The sequence below is a fragment of the Brevibacillus jepli genome (assembly GCF_047229145.1).
GTDB lineage: Bacteria > Bacillota > Bacilli > Brevibacillales > Brevibacillaceae > Brevibacillus.
Genome location: NZ_JBFEFW010000048.1, coordinates 1 through 26,196, shown reverse-complemented (window position 1 = coordinate 26,196; position 26,196 = coordinate 1). Strand labels below are relative to the sequence as shown.

General features: G+C 49.8%; 30 protein-coding genes. 2 read left to right on the top strand and 28 right to left on the bottom strand.

Annotated elements, in window-relative coordinates:
* Positions 1-237 (top strand): hypothetical protein (locus AB1L17_RS29880; RefSeq protein WP_412848548.1); only part of this gene is annotated, 237 nt, incomplete at its 5' end.
* A 275-nt stretch (positions 238-512) separates the two neighbouring features.
* Positions 513-1,145, top strand: a complete 633-nt coding sequence (locus AB1L17_RS29875; protein WP_412848547.1) for a hypothetical protein — start codon at positions 513-515, stop codon at positions 1,143-1,145.
* A gap of 225 nt (positions 1,146-1,370) precedes the next feature.
* Here the strand turns inward: AB1L17_RS29875 and AB1L17_RS29870 are convergent, their stop codons facing one another.
* The 28 genes from AB1L17_RS29870 to AB1L17_RS29735 all read right to left on the bottom strand — a co-directional run bounded on the left by AB1L17_RS29870 (position 1,371) and on the right by AB1L17_RS29735 (position 25,872).
* Complete coding sequence (locus AB1L17_RS29870) at positions 1,371-2,285, bottom strand: COX15/CtaA family protein (protein WP_412848546.1); 915 nt, start codon at positions 2,283-2,285, stop codon at positions 1,371-1,373.
* Between the two features lie 133 nt (positions 2,286-2,418).
* The gene (gene cyoE / locus AB1L17_RS29865) at positions 2,419-3,354 is read right to left on the bottom strand and encodes a heme o synthase (protein ID WP_412848545.1); all 936 of its coding nucleotides are present in this window, start codon (positions 3,352-3,354) and stop codon (positions 2,419-2,421) included.
* 96 nt (positions 3,355-3,450) lie between these two features.
* The gene (locus AB1L17_RS29860) at positions 3,451-3,909 is read right to left on the bottom strand and encodes a DUF420 domain-containing protein (RefSeq protein WP_412848544.1); all 459 of its coding nucleotides are present in this window, start codon (positions 3,907-3,909) and stop codon (positions 3,451-3,453) included.
* Positions 3,910-3,946: 37 nt separating this feature from the next.
* Positions 3,947-4,831, bottom strand: coding sequence for a cytochrome c oxidase assembly protein (locus AB1L17_RS29855; RefSeq protein WP_412848543.1), 885 nt, complete (start codon positions 4,829-4,831; stop codon positions 3,947-3,949).
* A 551-nt stretch (positions 4,832-5,382) separates the two neighbouring features.
* A complete protein-coding gene (locus AB1L17_RS29850) occupies positions 5,383-6,825 on the bottom strand; it encodes an NAD-dependent succinate-semialdehyde dehydrogenase (protein WP_412848542.1) in 1,443 nt (480 codons plus the stop codon).
* Positions 6,826-6,847: 22 nt separating this feature from the next.
* A complete protein-coding gene (gene paaD / locus AB1L17_RS29845; protein WP_412848541.1) occupies positions 6,848-7,351 on the bottom strand; it encodes a 1,2-phenylacetyl-CoA epoxidase subunit PaaD in 504 nt (167 codons plus the stop codon).
* A 16-nt stretch (positions 7,352-7,367) separates the two neighbouring features.
* On the bottom strand, positions 7,368-8,201 hold the full coding sequence (gene paaC, locus AB1L17_RS29840; RefSeq protein WP_412848540.1) for a 1,2-phenylacetyl-CoA epoxidase subunit PaaC: 834 nt from the start codon (positions 8,199-8,201) through the stop codon (positions 7,368-7,370).
* 17 nt (positions 8,202-8,218) lie between these two features.
* Positions 8,219-8,551 (bottom strand): 1,2-phenylacetyl-CoA epoxidase subunit PaaB, encoded by a 333-nt coding sequence (paaB, locus tag AB1L17_RS29835; RefSeq protein WP_412848539.1) that lies wholly within the window; start codon positions 8,549-8,551, stop codon positions 8,219-8,221.
* A gap of 10 nt (positions 8,552-8,561) precedes the next feature.
* On the bottom strand, positions 8,562-9,530 hold the full coding sequence (gene paaA, locus AB1L17_RS29830) for a 1,2-phenylacetyl-CoA epoxidase subunit PaaA (RefSeq protein WP_412848538.1): 969 nt from the start codon (positions 9,528-9,530) through the stop codon (positions 8,562-8,564).
* A 119-nt stretch (positions 9,531-9,649) separates the two neighbouring features.
* The gene (locus AB1L17_RS29825) at positions 9,650-10,474 is read right to left on the bottom strand and encodes a methyl-accepting chemotaxis protein (RefSeq protein WP_412848537.1); all 825 of its coding nucleotides are present in this window, start codon (positions 10,472-10,474) and stop codon (positions 9,650-9,652) included.
* Positions 10,475-10,562: 88 nt separating this feature from the next.
* Positions 10,563-11,750, bottom strand: a complete 1,188-nt coding sequence (locus AB1L17_RS29820; RefSeq protein ID WP_412848536.1) for an ABC transporter substrate-binding protein — start codon at positions 11,748-11,750, stop codon at positions 10,563-10,565.
* A 35-nt stretch (positions 11,751-11,785) separates the two neighbouring features.
* Positions 11,786-12,529 (bottom strand): ABC transporter ATP-binding protein, encoded by a 744-nt coding sequence (locus tag AB1L17_RS29815; protein WP_412848535.1) that lies wholly within the window; start codon positions 12,527-12,529, stop codon positions 11,786-11,788.
* A 22-nt stretch (positions 12,530-12,551) separates the two neighbouring features.
* Positions 12,552-13,313 (bottom strand): ABC transporter ATP-binding protein, encoded by a 762-nt coding sequence (locus AB1L17_RS29810; RefSeq protein WP_412848534.1) that lies wholly within the window; start codon positions 13,311-13,313, stop codon positions 12,552-12,554.
* Entirely contained in the window at positions 13,310-14,338 is a 1,029-nt protein-coding gene (locus AB1L17_RS29805; protein ID WP_412848533.1) for a branched-chain amino acid ABC transporter permease, read from the bottom strand. The genes AB1L17_RS29810 and AB1L17_RS29805 overlap by 4 nt, the downstream gene beginning before the upstream one ends.
* Positions 14,338-15,216 (bottom strand): branched-chain amino acid ABC transporter permease, encoded by an 879-nt coding sequence (locus tag AB1L17_RS29800; protein ID WP_412848550.1) that lies wholly within the window; start codon positions 15,214-15,216, stop codon positions 14,338-14,340. Before AB1L17_RS29800 ends, AB1L17_RS29805 begins: the two co-directional genes overlap by 1 nt.
* Before the next feature lie 135 nt (positions 15,217-15,351).
* Positions 15,352-16,179 carry a phenylacetic acid degradation operon negative regulatory protein PaaX gene (paaX, locus tag AB1L17_RS29795; protein WP_412848532.1) on the bottom strand — a complete coding sequence of 276 codons (828 nt, stop codon included), beginning with the start codon at positions 16,177-16,179 and terminating at the stop codon, positions 15,352-15,354.
* 172 nt (positions 16,180-16,351) lie between these two features.
* Positions 16,352-16,774: a thioesterase family protein gene (locus AB1L17_RS29790; RefSeq protein WP_412848531.1), complete on the bottom strand. Its 423-nt coding sequence runs from the start codon at positions 16,772-16,774 to the stop codon at positions 16,352-16,354.
* Between the two features lie 26 nt (positions 16,775-16,800).
* On the bottom strand, positions 16,801-18,000 hold the full coding sequence (locus tag AB1L17_RS29785) for a thiolase family protein (protein WP_412848530.1): 1,200 nt from the start codon (positions 17,998-18,000) through the stop codon (positions 16,801-16,803).
* Positions 18,001-18,033: 33 nt separating this feature from the next.
* A complete protein-coding gene (locus AB1L17_RS29780) occupies positions 18,034-19,233 on the bottom strand; it encodes a thiolase family protein (protein ID WP_412848529.1) in 1,200 nt (399 codons plus the stop codon).
* On the bottom strand, positions 19,230-19,985 hold the full coding sequence (locus AB1L17_RS29775; protein WP_412848528.1) for a 3-hydroxyacyl-CoA dehydrogenase family protein: 756 nt from the start codon (positions 19,983-19,985) through the stop codon (positions 19,230-19,232). The genes AB1L17_RS29780 and AB1L17_RS29775 overlap by 4 nt, the downstream gene beginning before the upstream one ends.
* Positions 19,969-20,826, bottom strand: a complete 858-nt coding sequence (locus AB1L17_RS29770) for a 3-hydroxyacyl-CoA dehydrogenase family protein (protein ID WP_412848527.1) — start codon at positions 20,824-20,826, stop codon at positions 19,969-19,971. Before AB1L17_RS29770 ends, AB1L17_RS29775 begins: the two co-directional genes overlap by 17 nt.
* 21 nt (positions 20,827-20,847) lie before the next feature.
* Positions 20,848-21,627: an enoyl-CoA hydratase-related protein gene (locus tag AB1L17_RS29765; protein WP_412848526.1), complete on the bottom strand. Its 780-nt coding sequence runs from the start codon at positions 21,625-21,627 to the stop codon at positions 20,848-20,850.
* Between the two features lie 9 nt (positions 21,628-21,636).
* Entirely contained in the window at positions 21,637-22,410 is a 774-nt protein-coding gene (locus AB1L17_RS29760; RefSeq protein ID WP_412848525.1) for an enoyl-CoA hydratase-related protein, read from the bottom strand.
* A 32-nt stretch (positions 22,411-22,442) separates the two neighbouring features.
* Positions 22,443-23,771, bottom strand: a complete 1,329-nt coding sequence (gene paaK / locus AB1L17_RS29755) for a phenylacetate--CoA ligase PaaK (RefSeq protein ID WP_412848524.1) — start codon at positions 23,769-23,771, stop codon at positions 22,443-22,445.
* Between the two features lie 57 nt (positions 23,772-23,828).
* Entirely contained in the window at positions 23,829-24,611 is a 783-nt protein-coding gene (locus AB1L17_RS29750) for an enoyl-CoA hydratase-related protein (protein WP_412848523.1), read from the bottom strand.
* A gap of 2 nt (positions 24,612-24,613) precedes the next feature.
* Entirely contained in the window at positions 24,614-25,015 is a 402-nt protein-coding gene (locus AB1L17_RS29745; protein WP_412848522.1) for a PaaI family thioesterase, read from the bottom strand.
* A gap of 93 nt (positions 25,016-25,108) precedes the next feature.
* The gene (locus AB1L17_RS29740) at positions 25,109-25,570 is read right to left on the bottom strand and encodes a PaaI family thioesterase (RefSeq protein ID WP_412848521.1); all 462 of its coding nucleotides are present in this window, start codon (positions 25,568-25,570) and stop codon (positions 25,109-25,111) included.
* Between the two features lie 2 nt (positions 25,571-25,572).
* Positions 25,573-25,872, bottom strand: a complete 300-nt coding sequence (locus AB1L17_RS29735; protein ID WP_412848549.1) for an EthD family reductase — start codon at positions 25,870-25,872, stop codon at positions 25,573-25,575.
* Positions 25,873-26,196 lie beyond the last annotated feature (324 nt).

Below are 26,196 nucleotides of genomic sequence, written 5' to 3'. Positions count from 1 at the left end.
AGGATCAAACTCTCCAATAAAGTTTGTTACTGGTTCAAAGCTGGCAAATCATTTAATGATAGACTCATTAACGCTTTTCGCTGTTCAGTTTTCAAAGAGCATTTTTTACAAGCACTTCAAAAGTGCCGGACTCACAATATACCACGTATGATTACTTCAAATCAACAGGTAATATTTGGAGTGTTTCGTTTTGTTTCTTTATTTCGCCCGTTTTTGAAAGGCGGACTATTAATATAACATGAACGGTTCGCTTGATCAAATGCAATATTTGGGAATGATTTTTAGGGGTATGATGCTTTCTTAATTTGTGAGACCAAGGGAATAATGCGTACCTGAAGGAATTCTTTCAATTAACCAATGTACGCTACCGCGCAGGAAAGCTAGCCAAATTTCACTTTGATCTAGATTTAATAAAAACTTTAAATTTACCCCACTTTTTATTTTAATAGTTTTCTCTATCTTATTCCTAGGGTAAAAAAACCCAGAAAACATAACCTTGAAGGAGAATTGTCATGAAAAAAAACCTTAAAAAAGCATCCGTACGTTTGGCAGCTTTAGGATTGGTTACTGCGATTTCTCTATCTGGAGCTTTACTAGTAAGTGCAAATGAAAATCCAACTCAAAAGACTGTAGCTCAAAACAAAGATTCTGAGAAATTGTATGCAGGAGCTTACAAAAAAGTCTCAGCTTCCGAAGCTCTTGCGGACAAGGATGTGAAAGCAGCAATCGATAATGTCTATGTTCAGTTTCCAGAAACAAAATCCTATGAGATCAATGCTTATGAAGATGTGGTTTCAAAAGGTGAGTATGATAAGTATGTTATTAGACTTGAAAAAGATTCAAAGAACTTTTTTCACTTTGCAGTAGATTCAAAAACGGGGAACCTTAGCTATACCATACAATCATTGGATGCTTCTCAAGTTCTAACATACCCAAATGTACAATCCGGGGTAGATAAAATCTATGCCTTACATCCAGAAACAAAATCGTACGAGATTTCAAGTGCCAATATTGTAGACAACTTTGTAAGCAAATTTAGCAGATATAACCTTACGTTTACTGAAAAAAATTCCAAACGCTCTATCACTTTTGGAATAAATCCGAAAACGGGAGAGATTATTACTCCGGAGAAAAAAGATCTCTAATCTGCTATCTTTGTTTGTAGGAAATAGCGTTGTAGACTGAACTTGTTGAGATGCCAAAGTTATTTTGAAGTGGGCAATCTAGAAAGATGAAAAAAGGAAATGCTAGTCACTCAGTTTCCTGCCGTTACAGTGAATCTCCCCTAGCAGGCGTAGGCAGAAGAGTAGACTGGAAATGCACTTCTCCCCCCCACCACATCACTAAATAAAAAAGCTGCCCTCCACGAATCAGGAGCGCAGCTTTTCATTTGTCGGCGACTTCAACGTCTGCAAGCACATGTAGCTGATGATCCCGAACATAATCGTGATAATCATCGAGTGAGTCAGTGTAGCGTACAGGTGAAGCTTGTAAATGATCACGAATCCGCCGCTGAACACTTGGGCGACGCAAAGAATAAAGACCCAGATACTTGCTCCGTACAAGTCACGGCGTTTTTCCTTAAAATGACGAATGCAGTAAATCATTGTCCCTAACAACATGAAGCCCAACACCATTGCTGCGACTCTGTGTGCAAAATGGATACCCGTCTGCCCAGCCAGCTCCGGAATGATCTGACCTTGACACAGTGGCCAGTCACTACATGCCATACTCGAACCCGTATGTCTGACATACGCGCCAAGATAAACGACTGCGTACGTGTACGTCGCGACGAACCACATCCACTTGCGGAAGCCATTCGAGACAGTCGCTTTCACCAGGCTTTGTGTTTTTTCCCGCTGATAAACGAACACACTCAGCAAAAACACGCCAGAATAAGCAAGCAAGGAGAAGCCAAAGTGCAGAGCCAAAACAGATGAGGACTGTGGCCAAATAACGGCAGAAGCGCCGAGAATGGATTCCACTACGATGAAAAACAAACCAAAAACAGCGAGATTGCGAACTTCTTGGTTGCCTTTGTAATAGCGCCAGCAAAGTACCGAGAAAATCACGACAATAATACCGGCAATACCTGTAATCAAGCGATGTGAATATTCAATAATGGATGCCAGCGTATATTCCGGAACCCATTTCCCATTACATAGCGGCCAATCATTCCCACAGCCAAGCGCTGAATCTGTTTTTGTCACAAGTGATCCGGCTACCATAACGATAAACATGATTAATGTAGCAAGAAAAGCTAAAGGCTTCAGCCATTTTTCCATTTCATTTCACCCTGTTTCTTGTGAGGATAAGGCTACTTGCGAAACAGCCTTCATTTTATGTCCTCTTTTACGATAATGAAACATCCCCTGCTAAGCAAGGGATGTTCCGTGAACATTTAGTGAGTGTTTCGTGTCAATAATAGTTGACCATGGTACTAATGACAATTGCTGCACAAAACACTGTCAGATAGAGGATCGAATAGCCAAACAGTTTGCGAGCCCAAGCGAGATCATCCTTGGCTTTGAAGCCTTGCAATAGCAAAACCATGTACACAATGCCCATTACACCCATCACGATCAAATACACATAGCCTACGCTACCGTGAACGAAGAGCAGCAAAGAAGCCGGGAACAAGACCGAACCCCACAGCACCATTTGTCGCTTCGTCTCGGCGAAGCCTTTTACTACAGGTAACATCGGCAGATTTCCCGCGCGGTATTCTTCTGTTTTCAGCATCGCTAACGCCAAGAAATGCGGTGGCTGCCACAGGAACAAAATCAGGAACAACAGCCATGCAGCCATATCCATGGTGCCTGTTACGGCTACCCATCCAATTACCGGGGGAGCTGCACCTGAAATACCGCCAATAACCGTATTCAGTGTTGTCACGCGCTTCATCGGCGTGTAAATCAATACGTAAAAGATATGACCGATCAATCCCCAGACCGCGGCCAAAGGATTCGCAAAGACAGCAAGCACGGTTACTCCCGCGAGCAGCAAGCCAATCCCTAGAAGGATCGCGTTACGTGCAGAGATTCTTCCTGTTGCTACCGCACGATTTTGCGTCCGCTTCATTTTTTTGTCCAGATCACGATCGTAGAAATTATTTAAAGCGGCACCCGACATAATGACCAAAGCGGTTCCTAGCATGGTGAACAGAGCCAGCTTCCAGTTCGGATAACCGTAAGACGCTAACCATAAAGCAGCAAAAGTGGTCATCAAGTTTGACAGGGTAATACCAGGCTTCGTCAGTTGTACGTAATCCCGAAAGGTAGCCTGTGCTACCGGCTGTGTCTGCAAAGAAGCATCGGCATCAAGCGATTCCTGCACGGTCATTTGCTGGTCCACGTTTTGTACCTCCTGTTTCCTTCTATCTGAACATCCGAATGATGACTGGATAAACTAACTACATTGTATCCAATGCCACAAAAACTACTAAAACGATTACTTACCAAAAATTACATCCAGTACACCAGACGTCCCACCACCTGGATAAATCCAGTACAGCAGCATATAAACTGTAGCTCCTGTAATCGAGGTGACAAACCAAACAATGGACGTCCACGGACCAATCTTACGATGTGAAGCATAGTTTTTCGTGTAAGCGAATCTGAGTGTAATCAAGCCCATCACACCACCGACTGTAGCCAGGATGATGTGAAAGAACAAGAAAGTCTGATAGATTGGCTTGATGCTGTCTGGTCCGCCAAAATGCGTGTTTCCGATAAAAGCTGTTCTGGAAACATACGTAATAAAGAAGATCGTGGCACAGATTGCAGCCCACTTCATAATCTTCATATGCTTTTCTACTTGCTTTTTGGCAATCGCGTACCAGCCAAACGCAACGAGAATTCCGCTAATAACGATAAAAGCCGTACTTATCGTAGGCAACATGAGATCCATTTTTACACCTCATTCAAATAACGTTTCTGCTATTTCATTATCTGCTGCTGGATTGTTTCAGGAGAATAGCAGCTGCGGATTGATCCATCGGCATGTCGTCCTGCTTCTCTGCCTTGTACCAATGGTAGAAGACATACGCCAACACACAGCCGTAAACAAGCTCCTGTACCAGCTTCATAATGATTCCACCGAGACGTTGATCGTTAAATGCATCCAGGCTTTGGAACAACTGTGGAGCATTCATATACGTAGCGTACAACGGCTCCGAGGCGAAAATAATCAGCGCACAGGCTGGTGTAATCAACACACCGTTTGCAAAAACGTACGACAGCTTTTTCAATCCGGCCAGTTGACGCTTGTTATCAGACAGCGGACTCACAATTGGCCACCACATTGCGAATGCCGCAACTACGAGAATGATGTGATAGAACGTCATCCACTCATGATTCTTCGCAACAGCATCAAAAATAAACGGAACATGGTAGAACGAGAACAGTGAGTTGAACAACAGTGCCGCCACTAACGGATGTGTCAAAGAGTTCAGCATGAACTTCATTGTTTTCGGACGGAAAATCTTGGCCAAAAGCCATTCAGGCATTGCCAAGAGCATAAGCGGTGGCAGGGCGAAGTACAGGATCGATTGTTGGAGCATGTGCAAACTAAACATGTAATGATGGCCGTAATAACTGATAGGGCTACCTTGTGCGGCGTAAAACAACACGATTGCCAACACAAAAAGTAAGCGTTGCTTCGTCGTAGCCGGTGTAGCATTGGCAAAACGTTTATGCATGGGACCTGTTACGAGAAAGTAAGCGGTTGCTACAATCAGCGTGAAAAGCATCACGTCAGGGCTCCACAAATCTGAAAAGGATGCTGGTCCCATTCCTGGTGACATGTCGTGCTGTTGATGTGCATTTCCCATATTTATATCCTCCCTTCCAAATAGAAAATCTTGGTCGACGCCACAATCGCTGGACGTCGTCTTATGTACGTTTTGTGTCGATATGAAATACCAATTTTTATCTATTAAATGTTGCCCTTGATCCAATCTCCATTATACCGTTGATTCCCTTTTTCTTTGTAGACAAAAATGAACAAAGTGTTGAACAATACAATTCACAAAATAGATACAAATGAAGGTCCTTTAGTTTGAGCCAACATAGTGGAGAAGAAAAAGCACAGTTCTCTTCGACTCTGACACGCCCTCAAGGGGGATTGACTGTCCGTCTCCACTTCCAAAAGGGGACCGTCGAGCCAAAGCCACCCTACGGGCGGAAGTTTCTCAGGGAAGTAGTGTTCGACAAGCGTGGTCCCCTTTTGGAAGTTCCGACTGGGCAGGCGTTGTCAAGGTCTACGAGCCCTGTGCTTTTTCTTCTCACCAGCTTTATTGGTGCATCGATAACTTTTAAACCTTTTCTAAATGAAAATAAAAAAGAGTCCAGATCTTGTCTGAACTCTTCTTCCTTTCATATCTTACAGTCCAAAGGAAACGAACTTCGTCTCCAAGTACTCATCCATTCCGTAGCGGCCACCTTCACGGCCGATTCCACTTTCCTTGAAGCCGCCAAACGGTGCTTGTGTCTGGGTTGGCGATCCGTCATTGATTCCAACGATTCCGTATTCGAGGAGCTCAGCCATACGGAAGCAACGCTGATTATCGCGTGTGTATACATAAGCAGCCAAGCCGTAACGTGTATCGTTTGCCATCTGTACGACATCGGCTTCCTCAGTAAAACGCACGAGTGGAACGACAGGACCGAACGTTTCTTCATGAGAGATTTTCATATCGGTTGTAACACCAGCAATCAAGGTCGGTTCGCAATAGAAGCCCTTCGCATAATCACCTTCAACCAAACGATTTCCGCCGAACACCACTTGGCCGCCTTTGTCTTTGGCATCCTCGATATGCTCGAGCACCTTGTTCAAGGCACGCTCGTTCACCAGTGGACCGATCTCCGTTTCTTTCTGGCGACCATCTCCCACCTTCGCACGCTTCAGACGCTCTACCAGCTTTTCTGTGAACGCATCCGCGACATCCTCGTGAACGTACAGGCGGTTCGTGCAAATGCACATTTGGCCCGAGTTGCGGAACTTGCTCTCAAACAGACCTTTTACAGCCGCATCCAGATCAGCATCCGGGAATACGATGAACGGCGCGTGACCGCCCAGCTCCATGCTGACACGTTTCACTTGCTTCGCCGCGCCCTCCATCAGCAGCTTGCCGACGCGAGTGGAGCCTGTAAAACCGATTTTGGAGAGCTTCGGATTGTCGATGAATTCCTTCCCAATCGATTCAGGATTACCGATGACGAGGTTTACGACGCCTTTTGGAAAACCCGCCTGCTCAATCAGCTCAAACATGCGAATCGCAGACAACGGCGTGCTTTCTGCTGGCTTCAGTACCACCGTGCAGCCCGCTGCCAGAGCAGGAGCGATCTTACGAGCAACCATGTTCACCGGGAAGTTCCATGGAGTAATCGCCCCTACCACACCTACAGGCTGACGCAGCACCATAATGCGCTTGTTCGCAACCGACGATGGGATCGTTTCTCCATTCACGCGCTTGGCTTCTTCTGCGTACCAGACAAAGTTATCAGCGGCACCCAGTACTTCGCCCTTTGCCTCGCCCAATGGCTTGCCCATTTCAGCTGAAATGATGCCTGCCAGCTCATCCCGATTGTTTTTTACCAACTCGGACAAGTTGTACAAATATTTGGCGCGCTCACGAGCAGTCAGTCGAGACCAGCTTGCGAATGCCTGATGAGCAGCGTCGATTGCCTTGTTGGCATCGCGACCGTCACCGAAGGTTACTGTTCCGACTGCTTCACCTGTAGCAGGATTCGTAATCTGAATCGACTCACCGCTCTCGGCAGTTACCCATTCTCCATTAATAAACATTTGCTTGTACTCTCCCATGACATTCGCTCCTCTCAATCTCTCAATAGATTGGTTTTAGGGCCTCAAACGGATTCTTGCAGTGCCGGCAATACAAGATACTTCGACAAGCAGCAGGGCCAAACAGATTCTCCATTTGTGTATACGGGGAATCACAGTAGGGACAGGCTACTTCCCATGTATCCCCCGGTTTGAAGTCAAGCGGTGGCGGCGCGATGCCAAAGCTCTTCAGCTTGTCGCGGGCCTCCAAGGCGATGCGATCAGACGTCCAGGCCGGATCATAGACGAACTCTACCTGAACCTGATTGATTCCTTCCGCCTCCACCAGCTTTTCTGTGATGTTCTTCTTCATGATCTCGAGTGCCGGACAGCCGACAAAGGTAGGGAGCACCTCGACGTGTACAACGTCTGCATCGACACGCACCTTGTGAATCATCCCCATCTCCACCATGCTGATCACCGGAATTTCGGGATCGGTTACTTGCTGCAGCAGTTCCCAGCATGTCGCTTCAAGCCCTTCATGCAGTTGCAGTTCTTCTTGCGCCATGAGAGAATCACTCCTTTTACCAGCCCGCGGCCGGATCAATGCGATACACTTCGGACAAGGTTGCCAGAGCTAGCACCAGATCGGCGGTATGTTCACCGTGACGGCCACGCTCCTGTGGCACTCCTGGCTCACCCGGCCAATCAAGGCCCGCTTTATCGAAAATGTCTTTTGTCAGCGTCAGCCATTTTTGCTTCAGTTGCTCTTCTTCTGCAATCAGACCGAAGCGAACAATCTCGTCCTGCTTTGGTCCGAGATGAGGTAGCTCCCCAGCATCCTTCCACACTTTTGCAATAGCTGCCTCCAGCCTCTGACGCGCATCAGCCGTACTGTTCGCCAATTGCTTCAACCATACTTGCCAGTGCATCAGATGATAGCGATGCTCCGTCAGCATTTTGCGACTGACCAGTGCGAGTGGCGCGTACGAGGATTGGGTAAGAGCCTCCAAGCGAACCTGCTTGTATAAGCCGTACACATAGCTGCGGACAATCGCATAGGCCCAATCGTAATGAGGATGATCGTTGTATTCACCTTCGCCATTTTTGCGTTCTACCAATATTGCATTGGAAAACGCTTTTGCTTCGCGTAGCTGCGCGAGATCGTCTGCTTTGCCTACACCCAGTTGCTCCAGCATTTCATAAAACATCACGGCATGGCCCATCATGTCCTGAGACATCGATGAAAACGCCACATCTTCTTCAATATGCGGAGCCAGCCCGAGCCATTCCGATCCGCGATATGCCAATATAAAATCATCATCTGCAAGCTGGAACAGCAGGTCAGTCAAGGCCCCTGTAAATGCTGGGTTTTGTTTCGCTGCTTCCACTGTTTCTACAAGTAAATGGTCGCCCATGATTGTATCCCTCCTGCTTAGCTGCCGTTGCCTGCATGCTTCTGTTTTTCTTCGTATTGCTCGCGATGATGGCGCCATCTCGACTGCAAGTCACCGTATCCTTTGGTCTCCCGATAGCTCTTGTTGTCGAGTCTCTCCAGGAAAGGACGCTCCTCTGGCGGCAGTCCGAAGATGTCGTCGCGCTTGACCACCCACAAATTAAAACAAGGCTCGCGGCGCAGGAAGTTCTCCCTCGCCATGCTCAATGCGACTTCTTTATTTGGTGCCAACAAACTGAATTGTTGGACGAACGGAGCACTTACGCTTTTTTGGCTGAATACTTCATATATGAAAAAGTTATCGTTGCTCATCCACATTCACCTACCCTACTTGTCGGCCGTACGACATAATCGCATCGCGCACCCATTTGGTTTCTTCATAGGACATTACCCGAAGATTCAGACGGTGAGCAGAGCGCGGTCCGTTACCCTTAACGATCTGCTTGAACTCTTCCCAGTCAGGCTGTTGGTATACCCATTTGTCTTCTGCCTCGTCGAAGTAAATCGTATCGTCTGGAACCGTGAAGCCGAGGTGGAAAATACGCGGCAAATACTTTTTCAGGAATACTTGGCGCAATTCTTCATTCGTCTGTGTACGAATCTTGTAACGCATGTTGGCTTCCTGATTGCTCGTAATGTTGCCGTTTTCCGGTGGCCCGAAAAACATCAAGAGCGATGGCCACCAGCGTGTAATTGCTTCTTGCAGCATTTGACGCTGTTCATCGGTGCCTTCAGCCAGCTCCAGTACGATGCTCTCCCCGTGTTGGGCGTGGAACTTCTCTTCCGCACAGATCCGATGCAGAGCACGTGCATAAGGTGCATAAGATGTATCGAGGGACATCGATTGGGTAATGATAGCCGCCCCGTCAACCAGCCAGCCGATCACGCCAGCATCTGCCCACGTAGGAGCTTCCATGTGGAACACATTGTGAAATTTCAGTCTTTTCGAAAACAAATCATTCATGATATCCTCTCGCGTCTTGCCCAATGGCTCAAGCAAGTCCTCTGCGACGCGAAGCAGCAGTTGACCGTGTCCCATCTCGTCCTGGACCTTTGCCATAATCGCCAGCTTTCTGCGCAGTGTCGGTGCCTTTGGTACCCATTCCTTTTCCGGCAAGGCACCCATGATTTCACTGATGCCGTGCATCGAAATCAGCTTAACTAACTGGTTGCGGTAGTCGTCTGGCATCCAGTCATCCGCCTCTATTTTTTCCCCGCGGTCGATTCGCGCTAAAAACGCTTCCAACTTTTCGTTCTCAGTCAGATCGGCATGTTCGCTCCTTGTTTGCATGGAGAAAGCCCTCCTTTTATCAGATATGCATTATGTTAAAATTATAATACGTTTTTATAACGCAATAATAACATAACGTCATACGTTTTTGCAATACGCTTACATAATGAGGAACCTACTTATGTGCGCCCAGTTATTTCTGCCGCCTTTTTCAACTGCTCGGCCATATGCCGCAGCTCTTGCATGACCGCATCCAGCTCCTGGATTCGCGTAGACTGCTGCACACTGTGATTCATCGTCTTCTCCATTTCGCCAGATACCGTCCCTACCAATTCATTCATTTCATCTAATAGGCGGAAGATCCCCTTCGCCGATGTGGCGGTCGTCTGGGAAAGCTGGCGGATTTCTTCTGCGACCACGGAAAAGCCGCGACCGGCACTCCCTGCACGTGCCGCTTCGAGGACCGCATTCAAGCCGAGTACATTGGAGCGCGTCGAGATATTGCGAATCAGCTCGTTGATTTGTGTCGTTTCTGCAATTTTCAAACCTAATTGACCCGCAGCATCGCTCAATGTATGGCTAGCCTGCGCCAGATTGTCCGCATCCTTCGCCAGACTTTCTGTATGAAGTGCGATATTTTCCAATGCGTCCGTCAAGTTTTGCGCCAGTCCGTGCAGTCGATCCTCTTGATCGGTCGTCACACCTGTCGCCAAGCAACCGACCACTTGTCCGTTTTCCACCAGCGGATAGCCGACTGCAATATAAGGAATGCCGTAGAGCTCTTTGGAAATTTTCTTTACGACCCGCTTGCCCTCGCTTACCGCAGTCGCATTGATGCTTCCCGGGCGCAATGCATCCCCCACCCGAATTCCGAGATTCAAGCCTTGCGCTGGATAATAGGCTAAAAACTTCTCCTTGTCGGTAACTCCCACCATACATTCGGACAAAAATGCCTTTTGTAAAATCGGTGCGACCATTAAGACGCTATTCAGCAATTGAGACATCGCTTATCCTCCTACCGTTGTGATGAAAACAACGATTCCCCCCGCATTCTTCTACACGACGCGGAGGGAACAGCCTTTATTCTTTCACTTATTTAACGAGCTGGAATTTTCCATCCTTCACTTCAACCATGATCATGCTGTCTTCTGTCAGACCGTTATGATCGTCTGCCGTGAACTTGAATTCTCCGGTTACCCCTACGTATTTCACCTTTTCCAAAACCTCTCCCAGCTTGGACGCGTCGCCTCCAGCTTGCTTCAAGCCTTCCACGAGAAGATTCAAGCCATCGTACCCATAGCCCGCGAAGCCGTCTGGTTGTGTGTTATAAGCAGCTTGATAGCCTTCTACGAATTTTTTGATGATCGCGGATTGCGGATCGTCGGCAGCTACTTGTTCAGGAATGAGCAGCTTTCCGGCTACCATCAGGACACCTTCACCAGAGTCGCCGATCAGTTCGAGGAATTTGCTGTTCGCCGAGCCGTGACTGCTGATAATCGGCATCGTGAAGTTCAGCTGCTTGGCTTCCTTCACAATCGTAGCTGGCCCAGGGTTCGTTCCTGCTACGATCAATGCCTGTGCGTCGGTCCCTTTGATTTTGGTCAATTGAGAGCTCATGGACGGATCTTTTGTGCCGTATTTTTCTTCGGCTACAATCGTGATACCGTATTCAGGGGCATATTTTTGCAATTGAGTCGTCCAGCCGCTTCCGTATGGATTGCTGTCATTGAGCGTAGCAATTTTCGTGATGCCTTTTTCCTTCAAATATTTAAAGATACGCTTCGTTCCATGTACATCGGTGTGCGGTGTTTTATAGATGCCCGCACGGACCGGATTGGTGATTTGGTCTGCGGCTGCCATTGAGATCAGCGGGAGCTTTTCGGCTGCGGCATACTCAGCCATCCCGAGGGACGGACCACTGCCCGAGGAGCCGAGTACAGCTACGACCTTTTCTTTCGAGGCGAGCTTTTTGATCGCCTTTACCGCTTCTGTATTGTCAGACTTGTCGTCTTCAAAGATGATTTCCAGCGGTCGACCATCCACACCGCCTGCGCCGTTTATTTCTTTTACCAGTAGCTCTACCGCTTGCTTCTCTGGTACGCCGAGCGGGCTGTTCGGTCCAGTCAGCGAGAAAATAGCTCCTACCTTGATCGGCTCCTTGCTGGCGCCACCAGTGCCTGACTCTGCTGCTGGTGTAGCGCCGCCGCCACAGGCGCTTAAGAAGACGAGCGATGCGACTGCTGCTGGAAATAACCATTGTTTGAATGTTCGTTTTTTCATGGGTGTACCCCCTCCATGTATGTGGTCTATCTTGATTAAACAGCTTCGTGTGAGCTACCCAAATAAGCAGATTGCACACGCGGATCATTGCTGATTTCCTGTGCATTCCCTTCCAGCATGACCGTACCCGTGCTGAGTACGTAAGCTCGATCGGAAATGGCAAGCGCTGCGCGGGCGTTTTGCTCGACTAACAGAACCGTGGTGCCCCACTCTGAACGAATCTCCTGCACAATCGTCAAGATTTCCTTGGCAATCAGCGGAGCCAGCCCTAGTGAAGGCTCGTCCAACAAGAGAAGCTGCGGTCGAGACAAGAGCGCTCTGCCAATCGCTAGCATCTGCTGCTGTCCCCCGGAGAGTGTTCCTCCGAGCTGCCACTTCCGTTCTGCCAAAATCGGAAATCGCTCGTACACCGTTTCCATTTCTTTGGCAATTTCCTTTTTGCTCGTCTTGGGCATCCGATGCGAAGCACCCAGCCATAAATTGTCCTCGACGGTCAGCGTGGAAAAAATTTGTCTGCGCTCCGGTACATGCGCCATGCCCCGGGGTACCACCAGCTCCGCAGGGACCCGCGTAATGTCCGCGTCACGAAAATAAATTTTGCCCTCCTTATCTCCGTGGAGACCGCAAATACAGTTTAAAAGCGTCGTTTTGCCTGCCCCATTTGCACCTAACAGGGATACGATCTCGCCTTCGTTCACTTGCAGCGTAATGCCGTGAAGCACTTCCACCGGACCGTAGCGAGCCGTGATGTTGTCTACTGTAAGGACTGCCTTCCCCATCTCGTTCCACCTCTTTCGCGCTTCATTCTGCACCAAGATATGCCGCAATCACTCGCGGGTTCTCCTGAATCTCACGCGGGGTTCCCTCTGCGATTTTTGCTCCTTGATCCAGCACAACGATGCGATCCGCAATTGCCATGATCATGTCCATGTCATGCTCCACTAGCAAAATAGCGGTTCCATTGTCGCGAATCTCGCAAAACATGCGGCTCATCTCTGCTGTCTCCGTATGGTTCAGACCCGCAGCAGGCTCGTCCAGCAAGAGCAGCCGCGGCTTGGCAACCATCGCGCGGGCAATTTCCATCAGCCGCAGCTTTCCGTATGGCAAGCTCCCAGCAAGCAAGGACGCTTCCTGTGCCAGTCCTACATTCTCCAACCACGACTGTGCCTGCTCCTGCATCAGCTTCTCTTCCTTGCGGGACTTTGCCAGATTCATGCCGCAGGAAAAGAGACTCGCGCTTGTCTTGGTATGCATACCGACCATGACGTTTTCCAGGACGGTCATATCGTCAAACGTTTGGAGGTTTTGAAAGGTTCGCGTGATGCCTAAGCCTGCATACTCGTGGCCCTGTACGCGCGTCAACGGCTGGCTGCTGAATCGGATCTCTCCTTCCGAAGGCGGGATCACACCCGACACCATGTTGAGCACCGTGCTTTTTCCTGCGCCGTTCGGACCGATCAGCGCGAGAATCTCTCCTTCTCTCACCTGAAAATCTACCTGATTCACTGCTCGTACACCGCCAAAATCGCGAGAGAGCTTTTGCACATCCAAAAGTGTTGTCATGTTGCAGCCTTCCTTTCCACCTGCTGCTCTCGCTGTGCTTCGTCAGCCATGCCCTTCGCCTTTTTCGCCTGCCCTTTTTCAAAAGCAGCCCGGATGCGTGGAACCAATCCTTCCGGCATGAACATGATGATCAACACGAGAATCGCACCGAACACAATCGTATCGACATCCCCTTGTAATCCCGGCACCACTTCACTCAAGAGGATAAGCCCTTCACTGATAAAGCCAATCAGGATCGTTCCAATCAAAGCGCCCCAGATGCTTGTCATCCCGCCGATGACGACCATCGTGAGAAACTTGATCGACTCGTGCAGTCCGAACGGCTGCGGATCGAGAATCCCCATGTAGTGCGCGTACAAGCCGCCGGAAATACCAGCGAACATACCGCTTACCACAAAGGCATTCAGCTTGAACTTGCGGACATCAATTCCCATCGAGGTCGCGGCAATCTCACTTTTGTGAATCGCCCGAAACGCTCGGCCGACGCGTGAATTCAACAGATTGAGCGAGAAGAGCAGCACACAGGTGACAACTCCCCAAATCAGAAAGTACATGGAGAGCTCACTCTCACCGAAGAAGGTCATCTGCGGAATGCTAATCATCCCGTTTGCTCCCCCCGTGACCGGCTCCCATTCCGTTATCCCAATCTGGACAATGTAGCCAAATGCGAGAGTTGCCATTGCGAGGTAGTAGCCTTGCAGTCCTGCGATCGCCCGCCCGAGAATAAAGGCGAATAACCCAGGAACAATTGCAGCCGCAATGAGGCCGACAAATGGCGACAGACCGTACTTCGTTGTCAACACTGCCGATGTATAAGCACCGATCCCCCAGAATGCTGCTTGTCCCAGCGAGATTTGTCCGGCCAGCCCCATCACAAGGCATAGCCCGATGGTTACGATTGCTTGAAGACCGATAATAATTCCGACGGAACGATAGTATTCATCTGGCATAACGAATGGGAAAAGAATCATCAGAAACAGGTAAATCCCAATGCTTTTGCCCCACTTATCGATGATCTGCTTCATCATAGCCCTCCTTTTCCAACGCTGCGCTCTCCAAAGATGCCGGATGGCTTAATCAACAGCATGCCGATCAACACCAGAAAGGCGATCGCGTCCTTCATGCCGGAGCTAATGTAGCCAGCCCCCAGCGATTCGACGATACCGAGTAAAAATGCGGCTACGGCTGCACCCAATGGATTTCCCAGTCCGCCGAGAATCGCCGCGGAAAAGCCTTTGATTCCGAGCAGCACGCCGATATCGTAGGACGTTACAGAAAGCGGTGCGATCACGATACCTGCAATCGCTCCTGTCGCTCCACTGATGGCAAAGGCCAGCATGCTCATCTTCGTCGGGCTAATCCCCATCAGGCGGGCTGCCATCGGGTTGATTGAACAGGCGTTAATTTTTTTGCCGAGAATCGTCTTGTCCATCAAGTACCAAAGGAGAAAAAGAATGATAAGGACAGCAGCCAAAATCCAGATGCTTTGCTGTGCGATCATGACCCCACCAATGGAGATGGGCTCATTGCTCGTAATCGGTTCGAGTGCAAACGCATCTTTTCCCCAAATAAAGCTCGCAATACCACGAATGAGCGTCGAGATACCTATCGTCAAAATAATCAAACTAATCGGATTAGCCTTTTTGACGTAGGCGATGACATACTTCTGCATGATGACCCCAATCAGGGTGACCATAAGGATCGCGAGCAAAGCCGCTAACCCATATGGGAGATTCATGCCTATCAGAGCGACTGTGACCATACCGCCCAGCATCAAAAACTCTCCCTGTGCCAGATTGATCACTTTGCTCACGTTGTAAATCGTGATAAATCCTACCGCCACGATTGCGTAAATACCGCCACTGACAAGGCCATTTGCAACGTACTGTAGCAATTCCGTCATATTCGTGCTGTACCCCCTTTGTTTCGCGTCCACCAAAATTCCACCCGAGTAAAACGCTTACATTTTAAATAATGGAGAAATTATTGAATAGAAAAGACCCTAGACGTGCTAGGGCCTTTCCTTCGCAGCTATCGCCTATGTGGATGGCGCAGCCTCATACACGGTCTCGAAGAATCGTACTGCCCCTGGATTCAATAGCTGGTAGTAATTTTGGAACAACTGATCCGCCTCTTTGCCTAACCACAGCTCTGGCAACAATTCCTGCGGCAAGTCAGGATCGATGAACAAAAACTTGCGATATTGGTGGACGAGCTTTGTCTTTTCCACGAAGCAATGGCTGTCTGGCACTTCTTCCCCACTGCCCATTTTTGCAGAGAGCTGCTCGTATTCCCCTCGATAAGCATCGATGAAGGCTTTGTATTTTTCATTGATTTCATCGATGTTCCAGCACTTCTGCACAAGCTGCTTCGGATTGCTCCAGCCCATATGTTCAGATGTGAAAATCTCTACATACTCCGTGATCTCATGCGCTTCCGTCAAATCCTTCACGCGATCACTGAGGTTGTTCGGGCTGATCCAAGTACTGGTCGTCAGCATCCCGAAGCCCATCCAGCCCAGCTCCTTGCGCAGTTGATCCCGCAATGCTCGACGCTCCTCGGGAATGTTGTAGCTGGCAATGCACCACTTGCCGTCCCACACATCCGTCTCGACCTTATAAATACGGGCCGCAGCCTCTTCCAGCCGCTTTTTGCCGCGCTCGGATACCGAATAAAAGCTACGGTTCCCTACTTTTCGCGATTCCAGCCAGCCTTGGCGAAGCATCCGGGAGATCGCCGCCCGAACAGCGGGCTCCGACAATCCGAATTCCCCCATCAGCTTGGTCAGACTACCAATCCAGATTTCGCTTCCATAATGGCGGACGTATTCACCGTAAATTGTAAAAAGCATGGATTGTGGCTTCACGTTTCTTCTACCCCCAAATCGATTCATACCTGTATGCTGTGTGAAATTGTACCATATTCTGTAGGAAGTGCGTGAATCGACCGAGAGTATATGACGTTAAAATCGTATAACGTAATTTAAACGTAATTATATTAAAACATTTTAAAAGAGTCAATTTATTCTGTCTTATTTATTATTTTCCATTTACTTCCTGGTTGATTTCTGCTTGCAGTGCCTCGAAACGACGCTGGATGTCGTCTTTTTTGAAGATGGCTTGGACAAACGTCCCGAGCCCTACACGATTACGCGTAGTGTCCGCCGTCACCTCGCACACTACGCGTTTTTCGGTAACCTGCACACAGGTAGCCCGGAACGTTACCTCCTGACCAATCACTGCTGGTCCGACATGCTTGATGTCTACAGCAAACCCCGAACCCTCTTCATCGGGTTCGAGATACGGTAAAATTACGCGTCTTCCCGCCCATTCCATGTAGTAAATCATGCTGACCGTCGACATCACCGGATGCACGACTTGCCCATCGAAAACAGGCAGCATGTCCTGTGTGACTGTCACAGTAAACTCTTCCGTCGTACCCGGTTGCAGTCTATCTATCAAGAGTACCTGCCTCCTATCTGCCCAAGCTACACACGCTCAATAATCGTCGCGATCCCCTGTCCGACTCCAATACACATCGCTGCCAACCCGTAACGGGCGTCACGACGCTCCATTTCATACAGCAGAGTAGTAAGGATACGCGCACCGCTGCACCCGAGCGGGTGGCCCAGGGCAATCGCTCCACCATTTACGTTGACCAAATCAGGGTTGACCCCCAGCTCGCGTACGCTCGCCACTGCCTGTGCCGCAAAAGCCTCGTTGAATTCGAACAAATCAATCTGCGCAAGCGACAAGCCGGCCTGCTTCAGTACTTTGCGTGTAGCCGGTACAGGACCAATTCCCATCACGGAAGGATCGACACCTGCCACTGCGGATGCGACGATTCGTGCACGAGGCTTTAGACCTGCGGCAAGAGCAGCCTCTTGTTCCATAATGAGCAGTGCGCTTGCACCGTCGTTCAAACCGCTGGAGTTGCCTGCTGTCACACTGCCGCCATCTTTGAATGCTGGTTTCAGCTTTTGCAGTTGCTCGATGGTCGTATCTGGACGTGCATGCTCGTCGTGTCCGAACAGCGTTACTTCCCCTTTGCGCCCTTTCAGCTCTACCGGAACGATCTCTGCGTCCCACTTTCCTTCAGCCAACGCACGCGCGTAATTTTGCTGACTCCGCAAGGCAAACTCATCCTGAGCTTCGCGACTGATGCCGTACTGCTCGGCTACATTCTCAGCAGTTTCGCCCAAGGTGATCGGAGGATACATCTCTTTCATTTTTTCGTTAACCAGTCGCCAGCCCAACGTCGTATCGACCAGCTGCTGGTTCCCACGCTGAAAAGCAGTACCCGGCTTCATCATCACCAGCGGAGACCGCGTCATGCTCTCCGTCCCACCCGCGATATAGACATGACCTGCTCCTGCTTTGACTGCATTTGCGCTTTGGTTCACAGCCTCCAGTCCTGAGCCACACAAACGGTTCACCGTTACTCCCGGAACAGCCACAGGAAGTCCCGCCAACAAGAGAGACATACGCGCGACGTTGCGGTTGTCTTCCCCAGCCTGATTGGCACAGCCCATGATGACATCATCAATCGTTTTTGGATCAATGGAGTTGCGTTCCAGCAGCTTTTGAATTACCAATGCGCCCAGATCATCCGGACGCACATCCTTCAATGCACCGCCAATACGGCCGATTGGCGTACGAACAGCATCAATAATGACAGGTGTACTCATACTTCCACTCCTCCCATGTACCAGGGCTTTTTTCTATAGCGCTTCTACTAACGTGGCCAATCCTTGACCGCCACCTATGCACAACGAAACGATTCCGTATTTCTTTTTGCGACGTTTCAGCTCGAATAGAATCGTGCCTGCCAGACGGGCACCGCTCATCCCGAGTGGATGACCCAATGCGATTGCCCCACCGTTGACATTCGTTTTCTCGGGGTCCAGCCCCAGCTCGCGCATGCAGGCGAGTGACTGGGAAGCAAACGCCTCATTCAGCTCAAACAGATCGATTTGCTCCACAGACATATTTGTTTCGGCGAGCAGCTTGCGTATCGCGGCGACCGGACCAATGCCCATGATGCGCGGGTCAACACCAGCACTGACGAAATGAACGATGCGTCCCAAAGGAGCGACTCCTGTCTTTTGCAGCATCTCCTCATTCATGAGCAACAGCGCCGCCGCTCCATCGTTGATGCCGGAGGAGTTACCTGCTGTGACACTGCCGTCTTTTCGAAAGGCAGGACGCAGCTTGGACAATGACTCCACAGTGGAATCTCTTCTTGGGAATTCATCCGTGTCAAACAGCGTCTCTTCACCTTTTTTCCCCTTTAAGGTGACGGGAATGATCTCGTCGCGGAACAGACCTGCATCCATAGCGTTGATGGCACGAGTCTGACTCTCTGCCGCAAAACGATCCTGATCCTCGCGACTGATGCCGAATTGCTCCGCCACGTTTTCCGCTGTGTCCCCCATGGTCAAATCGCCATAAAGCGAGACAGGAGCAGAACGCGGTCCGCCAAAAGACTCGATCAGTGTCTGTCCGCCACGCTGATACGGCTGCTCGAATTTTTCCATGATATAAGGCGAGCGAGTCAAATTCTCGACGCCGCCCGCCAACATAACTTGACTATGTCCTGCCTGAATAGACTGGGCAGCCAAATTGACTGCCTCCAGCCCGGATGCACATACCCGATTCACCGTCAGTCCGGGAATCGTCTCAGGTAGTCCTGCTTTCAGCAGTCCGACACGCGCTATGTTAATAAACGGTCCGGCCGATATGACGTTTCCCATGATGACCCCATCAACCATCTCACCGGATTGTCCTGCCTTCGCAAGCGCTCCGTTCAAGACAATAGCCGTCAAATCGTCGATGGGGGTATTTTTCAGGCTTCCACCCAGCTTGCCGATTGGCGTACGGACTGCTGCTGCTACATACACGTCCTTGTTTTTCATACTCATCCTTCTACACCCTCTTTGGCTTCGTAAGTGTAAAAGCCTTGCCCGCTGCGTACACCCACACGCCCTGCCAGCACCAGCTTTCGCAGTAGGGGCGCTGTCCGGTAACGCTCCTCAGCCAGGTCCCGCTGCAAGCCTCTCGATATCGCAAAAATTTCGTCCAGGCCGATGCGATCTGCCCATTCGAGGGGGCCGTACGGGTAGTTGGTGCCTTTTTTCATCGCGATATCAATATCTCCAGCTGTCGCTGCTTTTTCCATCAGGGTAAAAGCAGCCTCGTTGATAATGAGCGTTAATATTCGCGGGAACACAAGTCCTACCTCGTCGTTCACAGTTTCCGTCTCTTTCCTGAGCGACTGAAAGAAGGCTTCCGTTGCCTGAATCGCGTCCAGCTCTGTTTGCAGGGCAGGAGCTATTTCAATCAACTCCCGCTCACCCAAGGGCACCAGCGTCCCAAATCCACAGACCCGTTCCGGATGCTGTGTCCAAGACGCTACCTCCGTCGCTGTTATGGCGAGCGAAGTCGTAATGATCGGTACGGTTGATGGCAACAGGTCATCCAGCTCGCGTACCTGCCTCTTCTTTGCCTGCAAATCGACGCTGTTTACTTCTACAGCCAACCCAACGCTCTCTGGTTCAGCCATCGCTTCTGCAAGCGTAAGCACCTGGTATCCTTTTTCGACCATCAATTGATTCAGCTCTGCATACAACGGGCTTGTGCCCACGAGCAATACAGACTTATTTGTTGTAGTCATAGAAGCCTTCCCCCGTCTTTCTGCCCAAGCTGCCGGACTGAACCATCTGTTGCTGAATCCGGCTGGGCTTAAATCGTCCTTCATGGAAGAAGTCGGTATAGACCGATTTGGTCGTGGCAAAATTGATGTCAATGCCGATCATGTCTTGCAGCTCAAACGGTCCCATTTTGAATCCGCCAGCCAGTTTCATGATGCGGTCAATCTGCTCCACACCTGCCACATGATCACCCAAGATGCGCAATGCTTCATTATAGTAAGGCCGCGCGATTCGATTGACGATAAAGCCTGGGGTGTCCGTAACCAGTACAGGCACCTTGCCCAACTCTTGCGCGAATCGATACGCCAGCTCCACATTTTCCTCGCTCGATTTTTTCCCGCGAATGACCTCAACCAAAGGCATGACAGGTGCGGGATTGAAAAAATGAAACCCGAGAATGCGCTCGGGATGCGGTAGCCCCCCTGCAATCTCCGTAATCGAGATGGAGGAAGTATTCGTTAGTAAAAGGGCATCTTCTCTGCAAATGCCGCAAAGCTGGCTGAAAATGCTTTTTTTCAAATCCAGACGCTCTGGCACCGCTTCAATGACGATATCGCAGTCAGCTAGCTTCTCCATCTCCGAGACGAGATTGACCAGCTCAAGCGTATTTGTCATTTCTTGTTCACTGATTTTCTGTTTCTCCACGTCTTTTGCCAGGATGGATTGCAAATAGACAACGGCTTTGTCCAGCACCGCCTGATTCGCATCCAGCAGTATTACCTGATGGCCTTTGCGGGCGCAGACGAGAGCGATTCCCGCTCCCATCGTTCCCGCCCCGATGACGCCTATAGTTTTCGTACTCACTTGGGCTTACCTCCTTCGCCTCTAACGGCCTGTAAAGCGAGGCGCACGCTTTTCCATGAAAGCGGTGACCCCTTCCTTGTGATCCTCTGTGCTGCCAGCCGTCTCTTGTGCAAAAGCTTCATATTCCAGGGTCTCTTCCAATCCCATCTCAAGCCCTTTGTACATCGTGCGCTTGATCAAGCCAATGCCCTTCGTCGGCAGCGCCGCCAGCTTGCGGGCATACGCCAACGCATCCTCCATGAAGGTCTCGGCTGAATACACCTGATTGACCAGTCCGATACGCAGTGCTTCCTCCGCGGATACCTTGTCACCCGTCATCGCCAGCTCCAGCGCCTTGCCGATTCCGACGATGCGCGGTAAGTAGTAGCAGCCTCCTGAATCAGGAACAAGCCCGATATTGACAAAAGCATTGACGAAGGACGCCTTCTCTGACGCCAGTCGAATATCGCAAGCCAGCGCAACACTCATGCCTGCGCCTGCTGCTACTCCGTTTACTGCTGCGATGATCGGCTTCTCGGTTTTTTGAAATTGGAGGATCATTGGATTATAACGATCCCGTAAGAAACCACCGTAATCCACATCTCCACCACCGGAAACGTCGCCGAGGTCCTGGCCTGCATTGAAAGCCCGACCTGCGCCGGTAAGAACGATGCAGCGCACATCCGCATCCTTCTGCGCTTGCTTCAGCGCATCCGTAATTTCCTTGTTCATAACAGCAGTAAACGCATTAAATTTATCCGGACGGTTCAAGGTCACCACTGCTACGCCTTCTGACACTTCATAAAGAATCGTTTCGTACATAGCCGCCTCCTAATTTCCCGTAAACCGGGGTTTGCGCTTCTCCAGAAAAGCTTGCATGCCTTCTTTTCGATCATCGCTTGCCAGCAGCAGATAAAAGCTGTTTCGCTCGTAATCCATGCCTTCTTGCAGGGGGAGATCTCCTGCCTTGTAAACGGCTTTTTTGATAACCTGTACGGCGAGTGGTGGCTGCTGGGCGATTTGCTTCGCCAGCTTGAGCGCTTCCTGATAGTACGCCTCCACCGGTACTACCCGATTGACCAATCCGTATTTCAGTGCTTCCTTGGCGGAAATCGGCTCACCTGTGAGCAGCAGCTCCATTGCTTTTCGCTCGCCCAGCATACGCGTCAGACGCTGTGTCCCACCAGCCCCCGGCATAACGCCCAGCTTGATTTCCGGCTGACCGATGACGGCTGTTTCAGAAGCGATCACAATATCGCAGTTCATCATCAATTCGCAGCCACCACCGAGCACAAAGCCGCTGACTGCTCCAATGATTGGCTTTGTGATGAGTGACATGCGATCCCAAACCGCGAACTGATTGCGCTTCATGATGTCGATAGCTGATGCTTCTGCCATTTCATTAATGTCGGCTCCCGCGGCGAAGGCTCTCGCATTGCCTGTCAGGATGATCACCCGAATGTCCGGGTCACGGTCCAGTTGCTCCAGCTGGTCAACCAGTTCATCGACGAGCTGCAAATTCAGTGCGTTTAGAATCTTCGGTCGATTCAACGTAATGATACCGACACCGTCCTCGCAAGCTACGGTGATAAATTCATAGGTCATGAACTGTTCACACCCTTTTGGCAACGATTCGCTTAGATAGCTGCCTGTGATTTATTCCGGTTATCCACCACACGAATTGCTTTTCCTTCACTGCGCGACAAGGAATTCGGCGGTTGCACACGCAGCACTACAGATACACCCAATGTATTTTTAATCATATGACAGATTTCCTTGACCAATGGCGAGAGAACAGAGCTTTCGTTTCCACTGATCTCGTTTGCATACGCTGGTGTCAGCTCGCAATGCACTTCAAAACGGTCAAGTGCACCGTCGCGTTCAATGACGACCTGGTAGTGTGGAGCCAATTGATTAAAAGTCAGCAGGACGGATTCGATCTCGGTCGGGAAAACATTGACCCCGCGAATGATGAGCATGTCATCAACACGTCCCTTGATGCGAGACATCCGCATGGTTGTCCTGCCGCACTTACAGGGCTCAGGATTGAGCGATGCGATATCTCCCGTGCGATAGCGAACAACTGGGAATGCTTCTTTCGTCAGCGACGTAAATACGAGCTCACCCTCTTGCCCGTATGGGAGCACTTCTCCGGTTTTCGGATCAATAATTTCTGCGTAGAAATGGTCTTCAGCGATATGCAGACCATCCTGCACTTCCTGACATTCGATGGAAACACCTGGCCCCATGACTTCGCTCAGCCCGTAAATGTCCACCGCTTTAATGTCGAGCTCTTGCTCCAGCTGTACGCGCATTTCTTCCGACCACGGCTCTGCGCCAAAAATCCCGTATTTGACACTCGTCCCACGCGGATCAATGCCTTGTTTTTTCATCTCTTCGACGATGTTGAGGACGTAGGATGGTGTAGCTGCAATGCCACGTGGCTTGAAGTCCTCGATTAACGTAATTTGACGAGAAGTATTGCCCCCGGATACTGGCACTGCTACTGCGCCCATGTGCTCGATGCCATTATGCAGACCCAGTCCGCCTGTAAAAAGTCCGTAGCCATACGCGTTATGGAAAATGTCTCCAGGCTCGCCGCCTGCACAGCATATCGCGCGTGCTACGATCTCCGCCCAATTCTCCAGGTCTTTTTTGGTGTACCCGACAACAGTCGGCTTTCCTTTTGTCCCGGAAGAACCATGAATGCGAGCTACTTCCTTCATTTCTACTGCGAACAGATTGAACGGGTAATTCTCTCGCAAATCTGTTTTTTTCATGAAGGGCAGCTTCTGAATGTCGTCGATCGATTGGATATCCTCTGGCTTCACACCGGCCTCATCAAACGCTTTTGTGTGGAAAGGGACGCGTTCGTATACGCGTTTGACCGTTTCCTTCAGGCGTCCTAGTTGAAGCTCCGTCATTTTCTCTTTTGATAGCGTTTCCATTTCCGTATTAAAAATCATGATCCTTCCCTCATTCCGTTACGTTCTGACTCGGTAGGAGTGCTTTTTTTGAAAATGTTACTCGCCCTTAAAAACTGGCTTGCGCTTTTCGCGGAAGGCTTCCAGAGCTTCCAAGCGATCTGTCGTTGGAATAATGACTTCATAGCACATCGTTTCGATATCAAGACCTGTCTGCAAATCGACGCTGCTTCCGCGATCAATGGCTGACTTAGCCTGGTAGACCGCTAGCGGAGCATTCGCCAAAATCTCGTTCGCCAGCCCCATTGCCAGCTCATGCAGCTCCTCTGTATCTTTTGCGACACCGTTTACAAAGCCGATTTGGTACGCTTCCTGTGCTTGGATGCGACGAGCCGTCAAGATCAGCTCCTTTGCCTTGGAAGGTCCAATCAGGCGAGACAAGCGCTGCGTACCACCTGCACCAGGGATAATCCCCAAGCTCACCTCTGTCAGACCCATTTTGGCGTCTGCGACTGCATAGCGGAAATCACAAGCCAGCGCGAGCTCAAAGCCCCCACCAAAAGCAAAGCCGTTGATCATGGCAATCGTCGGCTGCGGCAGCCTTTCCAATGCTGTAAATACATCGCGGATTTTGCGGACATTGCGACGTACCTGCTGTTCTGTCAGCGTGCGGCGCTCCTTCAAATCTGCTCCTGCACTAAATGCTCGCCCTTCTGCCTTCACGATGACAACGCGAATCTCTTTTGCTTCCAGACGTACCTGCTCAATCAAGTTTCCCAGGCGATCCAATGTATCGTAGTTCAATGCATTCAGTTCATCTGGACGATTCAGCGTGATCAGTCCTATATGTCCTTCACGTTCAAAGCGAACGCTCTCTTCCATCCTCAACGTCCTCCTTGTGCAGCCGGGTTGACCCGTGCATACGTGCCTGTAGCAAAAGCAACGAGCTTGCCATCACAGGTCACGCGTGCTTCCATCACGATCAAGGTTTTTCCTTGTTTCAATACATGGGACTGTGCTTCTAGCACCTCGCCACGCGCAGGATGCAAATATTGAATCTTGCTCTCCACCGTCACACATTGCTGTACACCATCCACATGAGGTGCTGCCCCATGCCCCATCGCCACATCGGCTAATGTCGCTGTAACGCCTCCGTGTACGACACCTTCGATGCTATTGAATAGCTCGGGGCGAATTTTCAGTGCTACCTTACAGCCCTGTTCATCTCGGTGCACGACTTCTATGCCCAGGTAGTGGTTGAATCGATTTCGGATCTCCACTGACATCTTTGCCCCCTTTCTCGTATCGTCTTGAAACAGTGAAAGGAGCCTAAGCACATGGCATTCGGCATCCTTTCTCCGTTTTATTTTCGAAGTCAGTTATTCGGTATCGTCAATCGCGACAAAGTAATCACTTTTTCGATAAGCCAGTGCATCTAGCGTCGCTACCAAGCCATGCTCGGTTTCTACACGAATTCGATACCAGGCAGTGCGATTGTTTTTCTTCTCTTCTGTCGCTGTTGCCACCAAGCGATTCCCTTTCATGGCAGCAGCCAAAAATCCGATGTTCATCGATAATGCTACAGACGTTTTGCCATAAGAGTTACAAGCAGCTGCAAAAACGAAGTCTGCTAAGGAGAAAATAATCGCGCCATGGGCAGTGCCGTGTGCATTCAGCATATGATCCGCAACCGTCACTTCCGCTGTCGCAGTTCCTTCTCCCAGCTCAATCAGCTTGATGCCCAAAAATTGTGCAAATGGATCTTGCTTTAGCTTCTCGCAAATCTCTGTGTAATGCTTCTGATGGAGCGCTTGTTCGTCTATCAATCTTTTCGTGGTCATGATTAAACAACTTCAGCGAAGTGCATGGACACAACTGGTCCAGCGAAGCCACGGAGGTCTTTTCCTGCTGCGCGGCCTTCAGGAGATGATAACGCTTCCATCAAAGCCTCTTTGGATTCAAAGTACATTTCTGCCATCAGATGCAGGTCGGATTCTCCCATTGGTGTTCCATAGATTTTGCTCACTTCCATTTTGATTAAGCCAGGCATTTTTTCTGCCAATGGGCCATGCACCTCGAAGTAATGCTTGTCAAAAGCATCGATATCTTCGGGCTTGCGATAAATTGCCACCAATTTCACCATCATGATCCCTGCTTTCCTCAGATTATAGTTGTAATGTGTGACGACTAATTAATATAACGTTATTTAAACGCATACTTATATTTTTATTATATAAATCCTTTGTGACAGGTGCAAGTATTTTTCAAAAAGCAAGAAAACTCTGCCGGATTGCATCCCCCCTTCTCTTCATGTTTATGACTGGGAAAAGGCTGACAGAATATGCTTCGATGGATCGGTTGTCTTCCATCTTTTGTGATCGGGGGAAGCCGCGTAGGAAGAAGCGCATTTCCAGTCCAAGCGCCTCTGGAGCCCGACCCAGCGTAGGAAAAAATGGCGGGGAATTTC

Excerpts from the sequence above, each read along its gene's own strand:
- AB1L17_RS29815 (WP_412848535.1), bottom strand. The coding sequence starts at position 12,529 with ATGGGGAAGGCAGTCCTTACAGTAGACAACATCACGGCTCGCTACGGT.
- AB1L17_RS29800 (WP_412848550.1), bottom strand. The coding sequence starts at position 15,216 with ATGACGGAATTGCTACAGTACGTTGCAAATGGCCTTGTCAGTGGCGGT.
- paaA (WP_412848538.1), bottom strand. The coding sequence starts at position 9,530 with ATGCAAACAAGGAGCGAACATGCCGATCTGACTGAGAACGAAAAGTTG.
- paaB (WP_412848539.1), bottom strand. The coding sequence starts at position 8,551 with ATGAGCAACGATAACTTTTTCATATATGAAGTATTCAGCCAAAAAAGC.
- AB1L17_RS29855 (WP_412848543.1), bottom strand. The coding sequence starts at position 4,831 with ATGGGAAATGCACATCAACAGCACGACATGTCACCAGGAATGGGACCA.
- AB1L17_RS29850 (WP_412848542.1), bottom strand. The coding sequence starts at position 6,825 with ATGGGAGAGTACAAGCAAATGTTTATTAATGGAGAATGGGTAACTGCC.
- AB1L17_RS29735 (WP_412848549.1), bottom strand. The coding sequence starts at position 25,872 with ATGGTGAAATTGGTGGCAATTTATCGCAAGCCCGAAGATATCGATGCT.
- AB1L17_RS29765 (WP_412848526.1), bottom strand. The coding sequence starts at position 21,627 with ATGTACGAAACGATTCTTTATGAAGTGTCAGAAGGCGTAGCAGTGGTG.
- AB1L17_RS29775 (WP_412848528.1), bottom strand. The coding sequence starts at position 19,985 with ATGACTACAACAAATAAGTCTGTATTGCTCGTGGGCACAAGCCCGTTG.
- AB1L17_RS29750 (WP_412848523.1), bottom strand. The coding sequence starts at position 24,611 with ATGGAAGAGAGCGTTCGCTTTGAACGTGAAGGACATATAGGACTGATC.
- AB1L17_RS29745 (WP_412848522.1), bottom strand. The coding sequence starts at position 25,015 with ATGTCAGTGGAGATCCGAAATCGATTCAACCACTACCTGGGCATAGAA.
- AB1L17_RS29825 (WP_412848537.1), bottom strand. The coding sequence starts at position 10,474 with ATGTCTCAATTGCTGAATAGCGTCTTAATGGTCGCACCGATTTTACAA.
- AB1L17_RS29820 (WP_412848536.1), bottom strand. The coding sequence starts at position 11,750 with ATGAAAAAACGAACATTCAAACAATGGTTATTTCCAGCAGCAGTCGCA.
- AB1L17_RS29875 (WP_412848547.1), top strand. The coding sequence starts at position 513 with ATGAAAAAAAACCTTAAAAAAGCATCCGTACGTTTGGCAGCTTTAGGA.
- AB1L17_RS29810 (WP_412848534.1), bottom strand. The coding sequence starts at position 13,313 with ATGACAACACTTTTGGATGTGCAAAAGCTCTCTCGCGATTTTGGCGGT.
- paaD (WP_412848541.1), bottom strand. The coding sequence starts at position 7,351 with ATGGCGCAAGAAGAACTGCAACTGCATGAAGGGCTTGAAGCGACATGC.
- AB1L17_RS29870 (WP_412848546.1), bottom strand. The coding sequence starts at position 2,285 with ATGGAAAAATGGCTGAAGCCTTTAGCTTTTCTTGCTACATTAATCATG.
- paaC (WP_412848540.1), bottom strand. The coding sequence starts at position 8,201 with ATGGGCGACCATTTACTTGTAGAAACAGTGGAAGCAGCGAAACAAAAC.
- AB1L17_RS29760 (WP_412848525.1), bottom strand. The coding sequence starts at position 22,410 with ATGACCTATGAATTTATCACCGTAGCTTGCGAGGACGGTGTCGGTATC.
- paaK (WP_412848524.1), bottom strand. The coding sequence starts at position 23,771 with ATGATTTTTAATACGGAAATGGAAACGCTATCAAAAGAGAAAATGACG.
- AB1L17_RS29740 (WP_412848521.1), bottom strand. The coding sequence starts at position 25,570 with ATGACCACGAAAAGATTGATAGACGAACAAGCGCTCCATCAGAAGCAT.
- AB1L17_RS29780 (WP_412848529.1), bottom strand. The coding sequence starts at position 19,233 with ATGAGTATGAAAAACAAGGACGTGTATGTAGCAGCAGCAGTCCGTACG.
- AB1L17_RS29860 (WP_412848544.1), bottom strand. The coding sequence starts at position 3,909 with ATGGATCTCATGTTGCCTACGATAAGTACGGCTTTTATCGTTATTAGC.
- AB1L17_RS29785 (WP_412848530.1), bottom strand. The coding sequence starts at position 18,000 with ATGAGTACACCTGTCATTATTGATGCTGTTCGTACGCCAATCGGCCGT.
- AB1L17_RS29805 (WP_412848533.1), bottom strand. The coding sequence starts at position 14,338 with ATGAAGCAGATCATCGATAAGTGGGGCAAAAGCATTGGGATTTACCTG.